The sequence below is a fragment of the Bradyrhizobium canariense genome (assembly GCF_019402665.1).
In the GTDB taxonomy this organism is placed as follows: Bacteria; Pseudomonadota; Alphaproteobacteria; order Rhizobiales; family Xanthobacteraceae; genus Bradyrhizobium; species Bradyrhizobium canariense.
Genome location: NZ_VSST01000002.1, coordinates 1 through 14,243 on the forward strand (window position 1 = coordinate 1; position 14,243 = coordinate 14,243).

Here is a 14,243-nt window from a genome sequence, read left to right on the forward strand (position 1 = left end):
CCAAGCAAAGCTCGGGCGAACGCGCCGCGAGGACGCGAAGCCGTGTCTGCGGCTACACACTCCCTGTCATCGCCCGGCTTGACCGGGCGATCCAGTATTCCGAGACAGTTATGATTGAACCGAGAAGCCGCGGCGTACTGGATTCCCCGCTCTCGCGGGGAATGACAGTGGTGCTGGGAGGACGAAGCCGTCACCTCATACTCCGTCATTGCGAGCGCAGCGAAGCAATCCAGTCTGCCGCCGCGGAGAGATTCTGGATTGCTTCCGCCTTCGCTAAAGCTTCGGCGGACAAGTCGCTTCGCTCGCAATGACGATGGGGAGAGAGTGGGGGCGGCACGCCGTTCTAGCCGCCGAGTATCCGCCTGCAAGCGTCGACGAACACCTGGGCTCCGGTGATGATGTCGACCTCGGCGGTGTTCTCGGTCCAGTGATGGCTGATGCCGCCGATCGACGGCACGAACAGCATGCCCGCGGGCATGACGGCCGCAAGCATCTGCGCATCGTGGCCGGCGCCGCTGGGCATACGGACGGACCGTCCGCCGGCGACGGCCTTGGCCGCGGCTTCGATCGCGTCCTGAAAGCCCGAATTCATCATCGCGGGCGCGCCAGTGCGAATCTTCTCCACCGTGACAGTGCAGGGACCCTTCGCGCTGGCCTCGTCCGCCATGCTCCGCAGCAGTTGCTCCAGCCGCGCGATGACGGAAGGATCGTCGTCGCGGATCTGGAACAGCATTTCGGCACCACCTGGAATGATGCTCGGCGCGCCCGGATCGAGCGTGATGCGGCCGGTGGTCCAGACCGTGCGCGGCCCGCAGCTATCGGGGAAACGTTCGTCGATCGCGACGCAGAACTTTGCCAGCGCCAGCCCGGCATCCTTCCGTGCAGCCATGCGGGTGGTGCCGGCGTGATTCTGCTCACCGGTGAAATTGATCTGGTATTGCCAGATGCCGACGATGGAGGTGACGACGCCGATCGCAAGGCGGCCGCTCTCGAGCGTGTCGCCCTGCTCGATATGGGCTTCCAGATATCCGACGTGCCGGCCCGGCTCGGCGGTAGTGCGCGGTCGTCCTGCGAGCCCCATGTCGGCGAGTGCGTCCCGCATGGTGCGGCCGCTGGTACGGTCGCGTGCGACATCAATGTCGGCCTCGGTCACTTGCCCGACATAGGAGCGCGAACCGAGGAAATGTCCAAAATGTCCCTCCTCGTCGCACCAGGCGGCAAGTTCGACCGCACCTTCGAGCGAGGGATCGGCATTGAGCACGCGGGCCGCTTCGAGCGCGTAGACGACACCGAGCGGCCCGTCGAGCCAGCCGGCGTAGTTCTGGCTTTCGAGATGCGATCCCGCCAGCAGCTTGGGTCCCGACTTTGCGCTGGTGCCGAAGACATTGCCGATGCCGTCGATCGCGGCGGTGAGGCCCGCGTCGGGTAGCTTCTGCACCAGCCAGTCCAGCGAAAGCTTGTGCGGCTCGGAGAAAGTCGGCTTGTGCACGCCGGTCTTGTAGGCGCCGATGGCACGGAGCGCATTGAGATCGGCGAGAACCCGCTCGCCGTTTGCGCGTGAAAAGGTCTCAGGCATGCTCGGCAACCTTCAACGCCTCGGTGCGGATCTCCTCGACCAGCCGTTCCTTCAACTGGACGAATTCGGGCGTGGTCTTGATCTTGTAGGAGCGCGGATGCGGCAGGTCCACGTTGATCTCGGCCTTGATGCGGCCGGGACGCGCGCTCATGACGATGACGCGGCTGCCGAGGAAGATCGCTTCCTCGATGTCGTGGGTCACGAACAGCACGGTCTTCTGGTCGCGCTCCCAGATGCCGAGCAGCATTTCCTGCATCAGGGCGCGTGTCTGGTTGTCGAGCGCGCCGAAGGGCTCGTCGAGCAGCAGGATCTTGGGATCATTGGCGAGCGCGCGCGCGATCGCGGTGCGCTGCTGCATGCCGCCGGAGAGCTGCTTTGGCCAATGGTTCTCGAAGCCGGACAGGCCGACCTGACGGATGAAGGCGTCGGCGATCTTGTTTCGCTCCGCCTCGGGCACGCCACGCTCGCGCAGGCCGAAGGCGATGTTCTCGCGCACCGTCAGCCAGGGAAACAACGTGTAGGACTGGAACACCATGCCGCGATCGGCGCCTGGGCCGGTGACCTCGCGTCCGTCGAGGACCACGCGTCCGCCGGTCGGGCGATCGAGGCCGGCGACGATGCGAAGCAGCGTGGACTTGCCGCAGCCGGAAGGGCCAAGGATAGTAACGAAGTCGTTGTTGCCGATCACAAGATCGGTCGGCTCCAGCGCCCTCGTCGGGGCGTTGCCGTGGCGCGCGGGAAAGGTTCGCGAGACCTGTTCGATCTTGAGGATCGTCATGCGAGCCTCCAGGGAAACAGCCACGCGTTGAATGCCTTGAACAGGAAGTCCGACATCAGGCCGATCAGCCCGATCACGATGATGCCGAAGATGATCTGGCCGGTGTTGAGCAGCGCCTGGCTGTCGGTGATCATGTGGCCGATGCCGGAGGAGGAGCCGATCAGTTCGGCGACGATGACATAGGTCCAGGCCCAGCCCAGCACCAGCCGCAGGATCTCGGCGATCTCCGGCGCGGAGGAGGGCAACAGCACGCGGCGGATGATGCCGCGGTCGCTGGCCCCCAGCGTATAGGCCGCCTCGACCAGGTCGCGCCGCGTGGTGCCGACGGTGACCGCGATCATCAGGATGATCTGGAACACCGAGCCGATGAAGATGACGAGCAGCTTCTGCAACTCGCCGATGCCGGCCCACAGGATCAGGAGGGGAATGAAAGCGGAGGCCGGCAGATAGCGCGCAAAGGAGACGAACGGTTCAAGGAATGCCTCGACCGGCTTGTAGGCCCCCATCAGCACGCCGAACGGCACGGCGATGATGGCGGCCAGTACGAAGCCGCCGACGACGCGCCAGATCGTCATGCCGATGTCGAACAGGAAGCCCTGTTTGACGATCAGATCGACGCCTTCCTGCACCATGGTCAGCGGGTTGGCGAGGAACACTTTCGACACGTGGCCGCCGAAGGTTGCCCAGGACCAGAGGGCAACGAACACCACGAAGAACGCAAGGCCGTAAGCCACGCGCTGCCTTGACGTCACGGGATCGAGGGGACGCATCAAACTGTGTATCCGGGTGGTGAACAAGTCAACCGGCCCCGCCGCGAGACGGGGCCGGCGGCTCCTGGGAGATTTACTTGATGTAGCTCGCGTCGAAGAGATCCTCGACCTTCGGCGCGGCCTTGATGATGCCGATCTCCAGCAGGAGGTCGGCAGCCTCCTTGTTGAAGGTCAGGAAGTCGCCGGCGAAGAATTTCTGGTTCGCGGCCTTGTCCTGCCAGCGCAGATACTTCGCCGAGTTGCCGAATGCCTCGCCGCTCTGCTTCACGTCGGCGCCCATGATCTCGTAGGCCTTGGCCTGGTCCTTGGCGATCATATCGAGGGCCTCGAAATAGCTGTCGGCGAGCGCCTTGGCGGCCTTCGGGTTCTCGGTGAGGAATTTCGGCGTGCAGCCGAACGTGTCCATGACCATCGGATAGTCGAGCGTGGTCGCGATGATCTTGCCCTTGTCGGGGGCGGCACGAACCGTCGACAGATACGGCTCGTAGGTCATGGCGGCATCGTTCTGGCCGGAGACGAAGGCCTGCGCGGCCGCGGCCGGCTCGAGGTTCACGACGGTGACGTCCTTCACCGACAGGCCGTTCTTCTTGAGCATCCAGGCCAGCGCGAAATAGGGCGAGGTGCCGGGCGCGGAAGCCGCAACCGTCTTGCCCTTCAGATCCTTGATCGCGGCGAGCTCGTTCCGCACGGCCATGCCGTCGGCGCCGTAGCTCTTGTCGAGCTGGAAGATCTGCTTGGTCGCGACGCCGTTGGCGTTCCAGGAGATCCAGGTCTCCACGGTCGTTGCCGCGCACTGGACGTCGCCGGACGCGATCGCGAGATGGCGATCCTTCTGCGGAATCTTCTTGATGGTGACGTCGAGGCCGTTCTTCTTGAAGATGCCGGCCTCCTTCGCCAGCGTCAGCGGCGCGAAGCCGGTCCATCCGGAGATGCCGACGCCGACCTTGACGTCGTCGGCGAGCACGGGGGTGGAGACCGTAAGCGCAATGACTGCCGCAAATACTTTCGAACTACGCATGATTGTCGTCCTCTTGCCGATCGATGGATTGACGTCCTGTTGATCATTGTCAGTCCCAATGGACCGTTGCCCGAAACGTTGCACGATTTGTGCCGACATCGTCCTCTCAGCCTCCCTTGAATCGGGCGACAAGGCGGTGAGAGTCACCGGGATAGAGCAGCCGCACGGCGGTGATCGTGCGCGCGCTGCGCCAGGTATAGCGGTCGATCACGAGGCAGGGTGCGCCGACGGCGATGTCGAGCGCTTCGGCCGTGCGATCGTCCGCAACGATAGCGCTGATCGTATGCTCTGCCTCTGTCCATGGAACATGGTGAAGCAGCCATGAGCCGGGTGGCTCACGCGAAAAATCCGCGGTCGCCGCATCCGGCACCGACGCGAGATCGATCAGTCTGTCCTCGACGGCGAAAGGCACGTTGTCGGCGCTGTGGCGGCAGGTGATCGCGACCACCTTGCCCGCCTTCTTGACGCCGAGGCGGTCGCGGTCGGCAGCGGTTGCGGCGCGGAGCTTGCGACCGATCAGCTCGTAGCCGTAAGCGCGCCCAAGCCCGGTGATCTCTGCGCGCATGTCGGCGATCTTGAGCACGGCCGACTGGTGTTGCGGCCGGCGGACGAAGGAGCCGGCACGTCGCCGCCGCTCGATCAGGTCGGCTTGGGCGAGCTCCGACAGCGCCTTGTTCACGGTCATGCGCGAGCAGCCGTAGCGCGCGACCAGTTCGTGCTCGAACGGGATGCGATGGCCCGGCGGCCATTCCCCGGTCAGGATGCGCTTCTCGATGTCGGCGCGGATCCGTTTGTAGAGCGTCGGCTTGTCGGCGGCATCTGTGGCGAGGCTCATGCGACGAGCCTCCGGACCGACGCGTTGAAGCGTTCGCGTGCGGTCTGGCGCAGCCGGTGCCGTCCGCCCTCGACGACCTTGTCGCCGCCGGCCCAGACGCAATCGACCGCACCGCTGCCTGCGGCAAAGATCCAGCCGTCGATGACGGCGTCGCGTGCGCGCCCCGCCAGCGAGGAATGCGTGGTGTCGAGCGTGACGATGTCGGCGCGCGCACCTGGCGTGAGACCGACTGACATCTGTGCTAGTGCCCGCGCGCCGCCTGAAAGCGCATGATCGAACAGGGCGCGTCCCGTCGAGCGGCCTGCGCCGGCGGAGAGCACGTTGCGCTCGCGGTGCTTGAGCCGTTGGCCGTATTCGAGCTGGCGCAGCTCGTCGGCGACGCCGACCAGCACATTGGAATCCGTGCCAATGCCAAAGGCACCGCCGGCACCGACGAATTCGCGAGCCGAGAAAATGCCGTCGCCAAGGCTTGCCTCGGTGATAGGGCAGAGTCCCGCGACCGCGCCAGTCTTGGCGAATGCAGTGACTTCTTCATCCGTCGTGTGGGTCGCGTGGATGAGGCACCAGCGTCGGTCGACTGGCGCGTGCTCAAGCAGCCATTGCACTGGACGCTGTCCAGACCAGGCCAGGCAATCCTCGACCTCCTTCACCTGCTCGGCGGCATGAATGTGCACCGGGCCGCCGTCCGCGAGCGGAATGATCGCTGCAAGCTCGGCCGGCGTCACAGCGCGCAAACTGTGCGGCGCGATACCGATATTTGCGCCCGGCAATTGTTCAATCGCCTTGCGCGAGGCGCTCACCAGCGCGGCGAACTGATCAACCGTACAGATGAAGCGGCGCTGGTCGGCATGCGGTGCTGCGCCACCAAATGAGCCGTGCGCATAAAAACTCGGCAGCAATGTCAGTGCAATACCCGAGGCTTCGGCGGCCTGCGCGATGCGTGCGGCCATTTCGCCGATGTCGGCGTAGGGCGAGCCATCGCGGTCATGATGCAGATAATGGAATTCGCCGACGCGGGTAAAACCCTGCTCCAGCATCTCGACATAAAGCAGTGTCGCGACCGCTGCGACGTCGTCAGGCGTCATCGCCAGCGCGAAGCGGTACATCGCCTCGCGCCAGGTCCAGAAGGTGTCGGTGCTGTCGCCGCGCAGTTCTGCGAGACCCGCCATGCCGCGCTGGAAGGCGTGGCTGTGCAGGCTCGCAAGTCCCGGAAGCGCGATGTCGTGGTGTTCGTCCCCGGAGGCCGGGGCCACGCCCGGCGTCACCTCGGCGATCGCGCCGGCGGTGATCACCACCTGCACGTCATTGGCCCAGCCCGAGGGCAGGAGCGCGGAGGCGAAATGCAGTCGTGTCATGTTTCCATGCCGGCTGGACAGAACCGCGACACGATTATATGTCTAGACATATAAGTCAAGCATCCCAGGGCGCAGGGGCATCCGCGAAGGGACAGTTGCATGGCAGAGCGCTTCGACCGGATCTGGTATAACGCCCGGCTCGCCACGATGCGGGCCGACCGCCCCGATCTTGGTGAGATCGAGCATGGCGTGATCGCCGCGCGCGCCGGCCGTATCGTCTATGCAGGTGCGCAGACTGATTTTCCGGCGGATGCCGATGCAGCCGAACGGATCGATTGCGGAGGGCGCTGGATCACGCCCGGTCTCGTCGATTGTCACACCCATCTGGTCTATGGCGGCAACCGCGCCCATGAATTCGAGCTGCGCCTGAAGGGCGCGAGCTACGAGGAGATCGCGCGCGCCGGCGGCGGTATCGTCTCGACAGTGGCCGCGACGCGCAAGGCAAGCGAGGCCGAGCTCGTAGCACACGCGCTGCCGCGGCTCGATGCGCTGATTGCCGAGGGTGCCACCACGGTCGAGATCAAGTCCGGCTACGGCTTGGATACCGAGACCGAGATGCGGCAGCTGGCCGCCGCGCGAAGCCTCGGCTGTCAGCGGTCGGTCGCGATCCGCACATCCTTCCTCGGCGCGCATGCGCTGCCGATCGAGGCGGAGGGCGACAAGGATCGTTACATCGATCTCGTCTGCAGGGAGATGTTGCCTGCGATTGCAAAGGCCGGCCTGGCCGATGCCGTCGATGCCTTCATGGAGGGGATTGCATTTTCCGGCGAGCAGACGGCGCAGGTGTTCGAGACAGCGGGGCGGCTTGGACTGCCGGTCAAGCTGCATGCCGACCAGCTCTCGAACCTCGGCGGCGCTGCGCTTGCCGCGAAATTCTCGGCGCTATCGGCTGATCACCTCGAGCACACCGACGAAGCCGGTGCAGCGGCGATGGCAAAAGCTAAAACGGTGGCCGTGCTGCTGCCCGGCGCCTTCTACTTCATCCGCGAGACGCAAAAACCGCCGGTCGAGGCGTTCCGCAAGCACGGCGTTGCCATGGCGCTTGCGACCGACTGCAATCCGGGCAGCTCGCCGCTGACTTCGCTCCTGCTTGCCATGAACATGGGCGCGACGCTGTTCCGGATGAATGTGGCCGAATGCCTTGCCGGCGTCACCCGGGAAGGCGCCCGAGCGCTCGGCGTGCTCCATGATACCGGCACGTTAGAGGCAGGCAAATGGTGTGATCTTGCGATCTGGGACATCGAGTGCCTCGCCGAGCTGGTCTACCGTATCGGCTTCAATCCGCTGCACCGCCGGGTGTGGAGGGGACAATGACGGAGAAGCGCGCGCCGATCGTCGTCAAGCCGGGAACCGTCGGCCTCGATGACCTCGCGCGCGTGCTCGAAGGCGCGTCTGTTGTTCTAGATCCCTCGTTCTGGCCGCGCGTCGACGCGGCCGCGGAGATCGTTGCAAGGGCCGCGCGCGCCGACGCTCCCGTGTACGGGATCAACACCGGCTTCGGCAAACTTGCCTCGAAGCGCATTCCGCCGGACCAGACCGCGCTGCTCCAGCGCAACCTCATCGTCTCGCATTGCTGCGGCGTGGGTGCGGCGACGCCCGAGCCCATCGTCCGCCTGATGATGGCACTGAAGATCATCTCGCTCGGGCGCGGCGCCTCCGGCGTGCGCCGCGAGGTGATCGAGCAGCTGCAGGCCATGCTGGCGCGGCGCGTCTCACCGCTGGTGCCGCAGCAGGGTTCGGTCGGCGCTTCCGGTGACCTCGCGCCGCTCGCGCATATGACCGCCGTGATGATCGGCGAAGGGCAGGCGATCGTCGATGGCAAGATCGTATCGGGCCGCGAGGCGCTCGCCGCGGCCGGCCTGCCGCCACTGACGCTCGGTCCCAAGGAAGGGCTCGCGCTGATCAACGGCACGCAATTCTCCACTGCCTACGCCGTCTCCGGCGTGCTGCGCGCATTTCGCCTGGCCCGCGCCGCGCTCGTCACCGGCGCGCTGTCGGTCGATGCGGCGATGGCCTCGACGGCGCCGTTCCGCCCCGAAATCCAGGCGCTGCGCGGCCATTCGGGACAGATCGCGGCCGCGGCAGCCTTGATGGCGCTGCTCGAGGGCAGCGACATCCGCCTGTCGCATCTCGAAGGCGACGAGCGCGTGCAGGATCCCTATTGCCTGCGCTGCCAGCCGCAGGTCGCGGGCGCGGCGCTCGACCTGATCGTGCAGGCGGCGCGGACGCTGATCGTCGAGGCCAATGCCGTCACCGACAATCCGCTCGTGCTGGTCGAGACCGGCGAGATCGTCTCCGGCGGAAACTTCCATGCCGAACCGGTGGCCTTTGCCGCGGATACCATCGCGCTTGCGCTGTCGGAAATCGGTGCGATCAGCGAGCGGCGCATCGCGACGCTGGTCGATCCCGCGCTCAATTTCGGCCTGCCGCCGTTCCTCACTCCCGATCCCGGTATCAATTCCGGCTTCATGATCGCCGAGGTGACGGCGGCCGCGCTCTATGCCGAGAACAAGCAGCGCGCGGCCGCCTGCTCGATCGACTCGACGCCGACCAGTGCCAACCAGGAAGACCACGTCTCGATGGCCGCGCATGCCGCACGGCGGCTGTCCGATATGGCCGACAATCTCGCTGCCATCCTCGGCATCGAGTTCCTGGTCGCCGCCCAGGGCATCACGCTACGCGCGCCGCATGCGACGAGTGCGCCGCTCGTTGCCGTCATTGCGGCACTGCGCGAGCAGGTAGCGCCGCTCGGCGCAGACCGCTACATGGCCGGCGATCTCGCCAAGGCTGCAGCGATGATCGAGGCCGACGCGCTGCCGGCTGCGGCGCTCGCCGTACTTTCAACCGACCCGTTTCCGACGCTTGCCTGACGAGGTGTTCCGCATGAACCGCCGACTGGACAATGACCGCACCATCCGCGCGCCCCGCGGCAGCGAAATCAGCGCCAAGAGCTGGCTGACGGAAGCGCCCTTGCGCATGCTCATGAACAATCTCGATCCCGACGTTGCAGAACGTCCGAGCGAGCTCGTGGTCTATGGCGGCATCGGCCGCGCCGCGCGCGACTGGGAGAGCTTTGACCGGATCGTTGCTTCGCTGCGCGAGCTCGAGGACGACCAGACGCTGCTGGTCCAGTCCGGCAAGCCGGTCGGTGTGTTCCGCACCCATGCTGACGCGCCGCGCGTTCTGATTGCGAACTCCAACATCGTGCCGCACTGGGCGACGCTCGATCATTTCAACGAGCTCGATCGCAAGGGCCTGATGATGTACGGCCAGATGACGGCGGGTTCCTGGATCTATATCGGCAGCCAGGGCATCGTGCAGGGCACCTACGAGACTTTTGTTGAGGTCGGGCGTCGCCATTACGGCGGCAGCCTCGCCGGCAAATGGATTCTGACGGCCGGTCTCGGCGGCATGGGCGGCGCGCAGCCGCTGGCTGCGACCATGGCGGGAGCCTCGATGCTGGCAGTCGAATGCCAGCCGAGCCGCATCGAGATGCGTCTGCGCACCGGTTATCTCGATCGCCAGGCCGCCACGCTCGACGAGGCACTTGCGATCACGGCGGAGGCGGCCAAGACGAAGAAGGCGGTCTCGGTCGGTCTGCTCGGCAATGCCGCGGAGATTTTTCCCGAGCTGGTCCGCCGCGGCGTCAGGCCCGATATCGTCACCGACCAGACCAGCGCGCACGATCCGATCAACGGCTATTTGCCGAAGGGCTGGACGCTCGCGGAGTGGGAAGCCACGCGCGCCGCCGACCCCAAGGCCGTGGAGCGCGCCTCGAAAACCTCGATGGTCGAGCACGTCCAGGCCATGCTGGATTTCCATGCGCAAGGCATCCCGACCCTCGACTACGGCAACAACATCCGCCAGATGGCCCAGGACATGGGCCTGAAGAATGCCTTCGATTTTCCGGGCTTTGTCCCCGCCTATATCCGTCCGTTGTTCTGCCGCGGCGTCGGGCCGTTCCGCTGGGCGGCGCTGTCGGGAGATCCCGAGGACATCTTCAAGACCGACGCCAAGGTCAAGGAGCTGATGCCTGACGACAAGCACCTGCACAATTGGCTCGACATGGCCAGGGAGCGCATCAAGTTTCAGGGCCTGCCGGCACGGATCTGCTGGGTCGGGCTTGGCGATCGCGATCGCCTGGGCCTTGCCTTCAACGAGATGGTGGCGCGCGGCGAATTGAAGGCACCCATCGTGATCGGCCGCGACCATCTCGACAGCGGCTCGGTGGCGAGCCCCAACCGCGAAACCGAAGCGATGAAGGACGGGTCGGATGCTGTGTCCGACTGGCCCTTGCTCAACGCTCTGCTCAATTGCGCCAGCGGCGCGACCTGGGTGTCGCTGCATCATGGCGGTGGCGTCGGTATCGGCTATTCCCAGCATGCCGGCATGGTGATCGTCGCCGACGGCACGCCGGAAGCGGCGAAGCGGATCGCGCGCGTGCTCTGGAACGACCCTGGCAGCGGAGTCATGCGCCACGCCGACGCGGGCTACGACACCGCGATCGAATGCGCCCGCGACAAAGGGCTCGATCTGCCGAGCTTGCGCTAGTCCAGGCGCGACTCAGGCCACGACCCTGGCTCCGGCGCCGCCGAGGCGCTGGCGTTCCTTTGCGAGATACTCGTCGATCGCGTCGCCGTGCATGGGCTTTGCGAAGTAGTAGCCCTGGATGAAGTCGCATCCCAGCCGGCGCAGGGTGTCGAGCTGAGCGCGGGTCTCTACGCCCTCGGCGACGCAGGCGATCTCCATGTCGTCACAGAGGCCCGTGAGAGACTTGATGATCTTGTGGCTCACTGGGTTGTCGTTGACGTCGGCGATGAAGCTGCGGTCGATCTTGATCTTGTCGAGCGGCAGCCAGTGCACGTGGCTCAGCGAGGAATAGCCGGTGCCGAAATCGTCCAGCGAAATGCCGCAGCCCATCGCCTTCAATGCCGCGATCGACTGTTGTGCGCGTACGAAATCGAAGGTGACGGCGGTCTCGGTGATCTCGAAATCGATCCGGCGCGGCGACAGCCCGCTCTTCTCGACGATGGTGATCAGAGGCAGGACGCCCTCGGGTGAGCAGATGTCGTGGGCGGACAGGTTGAACGACAGGCGGATGTGGTCGGGCCAGGTCCTGGCCGTCGCGAGCGCGCGCGCCAGCAGCGCTTGCGTCAGCGGCCGGATCAGGCCGATGCGCTCGGCGGCGGGAATGAAGTCGGCCGGCGAAACCAGGCCGAGGCGGGAGCTGCGCCAGCGCGCCAGGACCTCGAAGCCGGCGGTGTGCTCGCTCATGGCGTCCACGATCGGCTGGAACACCAAGTCCATCTCGGTGCTGAAATCGGCGGTGCGCAGCAAATTCTCGATGACGCCGCGGCTGCGGATCTCGGCCTCGAGCTCGCTCGAGAAGATCACGGTGCGGCCGCGCAGATGCCGCTTGGCGTGATAGAGCGAATAGTCGGCGCATTCATAGAGCGCTTCCGCCGTCGTTGCCGATTGCGGGAATAGCGCGAAGCCGATCGAGCAGGACAGCCCGGTATGGGCGGTGTCGAGCTGGTAGGGCAGCTTGACCTGGTCACCAACGCGTTCGCCGAGCCGCATCAGATCCGCATCGTCAGGGTCGCCGCACACGACGAGGCCGAACTCGTCGCCGCCGAGCCTGGCGAATTCCACCCGCTGCGGGCCGAAGCCCTCGCAGACTTCGCGGATGCGCCGGCCCGCCTCGATCAGAACGCGGTCGCCGACCGAATGGCCGTAATTGTCGTTGATCGGCTTGAAGCCATCGAGGTCGATGATCCCGACCGCGACGCGAACGTTCCTGCGCTCGGCATCGGTGAACGCGCTCGACAGCTCGGCGAAGAAGCGGCGGCGGTTCGGCAGTTCGGTCAGGGAATCGAGGTTGGCGAGGCGGAAGTTCTCGTCCGAGAGGGCTTGGGTCGCCGCCTGCTGCGCCAGCAGCGATTTGCGGCTCGCGACGAGATCGGCGAAGTCGCGATAGTAGATGAACAGCACCGTCACCATCGCCCCCGACACGAGCAGATTGTTGACGGCGATCGCCTTCAGCGTCGGCTCGCCGGTGGCCCAGAAGAACAGCACATAGGGCACGTCGACGACCAGCGTCACGATCAGTGCCGCCGAGCGCAGATGCATCAGCGAGAAGATGCAGCCGATCACGGTCACCGCCATGTAAAAGGCAACCTGGCTCTTGGCGAAGGGGTCGCCGTAAGGGTAGAGCGCGAAGGACCAGACTGTGAAGCCCGCGCCGATCGGCAATGTCATCCAGTTGGTGGCGCGCAGATTGCGTAGGATGTCGGCATCGGTGCGCACGAGGTGCCGTTGGCGCAGCCACCAGAAGGTGCGAAGCGCCGCGAGCGCGGTCAGCACGGATGGCACGATGAGCGTCAACCAGTCCGGCGCCACGCTCACATAGGTATAGGCGACAGCGATCGTGTTGCTCATGAGGATGAAATAGAGCAACGGGATCTGCTTGGAGAAGGCGTCGAATTGCGCGCGCGTGAGGTCGGGGTCAGCGGGCACGCGAAACAGCTGCAACGCGGCGGCGAGATGAGACTTCAAATTGGTGACAGGCATTGCAATACGAGCCCCGGATCCCCTTCAAAACGCTGGGGATGTTGCACGGCGAGGGTAAAGGTCGCGTTAGGCGGGTCTCGCAGGAAAAGCCGACGAAGGTTGTACGCTACCGGGAGTTTTCCGGCCGCCTGCATTGGTGAGGCCGGGTTAACGATATGTGGCGGCGAAAACGAGCGTATCGATTGCAAAAGACCGCAAAAACGTTGGTGACGCTCTGCTAACCATCGGTGTCGGCGCAGCATTCTGTCGCATCGCCAATGGTGCGAGGCGATCTGCTCGCACACCTCTCTTTGTCGAGGAAAGGTGTGCGGATGCCCGGATGACCGCTATTTCTTCTCGAGCGCGGCGGTCTGCTTGGCGAGCTGCTTGTCGAAATCCTCCGACAGGGTTGTGGCGTAGGCTGCGAGCTCACCCGGCTTGACGAACGGGTTCGGTGCGCCGTCCTTCATTTCGGCGCGCTTGGCCTGCATGCCATAGACCTCCGGATGCGGCCCGAGCAGCACGTCGATCTTCATCGCCTTCACCTTGGCGTAGGTCGCACGGTAGTCGTCGACGATTCCGGCATGGGTCGGCTGGCCGACCAGCCGGTTCAATGCCACCGTGCCGCTACAGAAGAACAGCACCTTGCGGTCCTGATTGCCGTCCTTGACGGTCATTTCCCAGCTCGTGCAGCCCGGCGAGTGGCCAGGAGTCGCATGCGCCGTCAACGTGGTGTCGCCGAGCGTGACCTTGTCGCCTTCCTTCACGGCGCGATCGACCTTCACTGCGGGGAAGGCAAGGTCCTCGTTCTTCTCGTCGCCAGGATAATAGCCGCCTTCCAGCAGCTGCTTGTCGCGTTCGCCGGCGATCAGCTGCGAGCCGGTCTCCTTCTTGATTTCGGCGAAACCGCCGGTGTGGTCGAAATGCGCGTGCGTATTGAGGATGATCTTGATGTCGGAGACCTTGAGACCGAGCTTGGCAACGTTGTCCTTGATCATGCCGGTGGATTCCGGAAGCGCCGTATCCATCAGGATCAGGCCCTGTGAAATCTTGATGATGTAGACGGCGATGCCGTCAGTGCCGACATAGTAGATGTTGCCGATGAGCTGGAACGGCTCGAACGGCGGGGTCCATTTCTTGGTGACCGCCGCAATGAAATCCTTGACGGTCTGCGCCTGCGCGCCGGTTGCGAGGAACGCCAATGCACAGAGCGCGGCCGTGAGCTTTCATAGTTTGTCTCCCAGATTGTTCTTGCAGATTGTTCTTGTCGTCTTGATCGGGCGCGGCCTTCGCGCGGCCGGCCGGCAAGCTACGTCGTGCGAGGTGCGGCAGCAACGGCCACATGTCTGAAAAATGTCGTGG

10 protein-coding genes and 2 pseudogenes are annotated in these 14,243 nt (G+C 65.0%); 4 read left to right on the forward strand and 8 right to left on the reverse strand.

Going from position 1 to position 14,243, the window contains the following annotated elements; all coding sequences use genetic code 11:
• Window positions 1–311: pseudogene (locus FXB41_RS00680) on the forward strand (hypothetical protein); the annotation flags it as partial.
• Window positions 312–343: 32 nt separating this feature from the next.
• Here the strand turns inward: FXB41_RS00680 and FXB41_RS00685 are convergent.
• From FXB41_RS00685 to FXB41_RS00710, 6 genes are all read right to left on the reverse strand, one after another.
• Window positions 344–1,576, reverse strand: a complete 1,233-nt coding sequence (locus FXB41_RS00685; RefSeq protein ID WP_219678700.1) for a Zn-dependent hydrolase — start codon at window positions 1,574–1,576, stop codon at window positions 344–346.
• Window positions 1,569–2,354 (reverse strand): ABC transporter ATP-binding protein, encoded by a 786-nt coding sequence (locus FXB41_RS00690; protein WP_007601311.1) that lies wholly within the window; start codon window positions 2,352–2,354, stop codon window positions 1,569–1,571. The genes FXB41_RS00685 and FXB41_RS00690 overlap by 8 nt, the downstream gene beginning before the upstream one ends.
• Window positions 2,351–3,124, reverse strand: coding sequence for an ABC transporter permease (locus FXB41_RS00695; protein WP_219678780.1), 774 nt, complete (start codon window positions 3,122–3,124; stop codon window positions 2,351–2,353). Before FXB41_RS00695 ends, FXB41_RS00690 begins: the two co-directional genes overlap by 4 nt.
• Window positions 3,125–3,197: 73 nt before the next feature.
• Complete coding sequence (locus tag FXB41_RS00700) at window positions 3,198–4,142, reverse strand: ABC transporter substrate-binding protein (protein ID WP_007601314.1); 945 nt, start codon at window positions 4,140–4,142, stop codon at window positions 3,198–3,200.
• 106 nt (window positions 4,143–4,248) lie between these two features.
• A complete protein-coding gene (gene hutC, locus FXB41_RS00705) occupies window positions 4,249–4,977 on the reverse strand; it encodes a histidine utilization transcriptional repressor HutC (RefSeq protein WP_219678701.1) in 729 nt (242 codons plus the stop codon).
• Window positions 4,974–6,332 carry a formimidoylglutamate deiminase gene (locus FXB41_RS00710; protein WP_219678703.1) on the reverse strand — a complete coding sequence of 453 codons (1,359 nt, stop codon included), beginning with the start codon at window positions 6,330–6,332 and terminating at the stop codon, window positions 4,974–4,976. The genes hutC and FXB41_RS00710 overlap by 4 nt, the downstream gene beginning before the upstream one ends.
• Before the next feature lie 99 nt (window positions 6,333–6,431).
• Here FXB41_RS00710 and hutI point away from each other — a divergent pair, with 99 nt between their 5' ends.
• Genes hutI through hutU form a run of 3 tightly spaced genes read left to right on the forward strand, consistent with a single transcriptional unit; the run spans window position 6,432 to window position 10,883 of the window.
• The gene (gene hutI, locus FXB41_RS00715) at window positions 6,432–7,646 is read left to right on the forward strand and encodes an imidazolonepropionase (protein ID WP_219678705.1); all 1,215 of its coding nucleotides are present in this window, start codon (window positions 6,432–6,434) and stop codon (window positions 7,644–7,646) included.
• Window positions 7,643–9,202, forward strand: coding sequence for a histidine ammonia-lyase (gene hutH, locus FXB41_RS00720; RefSeq protein WP_007601333.1), 1,560 nt, complete (start codon window positions 7,643–7,645; stop codon window positions 9,200–9,202). The genes hutI and hutH overlap by 4 nt, the downstream gene beginning before the upstream one ends.
• A 13-nt stretch (window positions 9,203–9,215) precedes the next feature.
• On the forward strand, window positions 9,216–10,883 hold the full coding sequence (gene hutU, locus FXB41_RS00725) for a urocanate hydratase (protein WP_219678707.1): 1,668 nt from the start codon (window positions 9,216–9,218) through the stop codon (window positions 10,881–10,883).
• A gap of 12 nt (window positions 10,884–10,895) precedes the next feature.
• On the opposite strand, the gene FXB41_RS00730 is transcribed toward hutU, so the two are convergent.
• Window positions 10,896–12,902: a putative bifunctional diguanylate cyclase/phosphodiesterase gene (locus tag FXB41_RS00730; RefSeq protein WP_219678709.1), complete on the reverse strand. Its 2,007-nt coding sequence runs from the start codon at window positions 12,900–12,902 to the stop codon at window positions 10,896–10,898.
• Between the two features lie 326 nt (window positions 12,903–13,228).
• Window positions 13,229–14,107 (reverse strand): annotated as a pseudogene (gene blaBJP / locus FXB41_RS00735) (BJP family subclass B3 metallo-beta-lactamase); the annotation flags it as partial.
• Window positions 14,108–14,243: the final 136 nt, after the last annotated feature.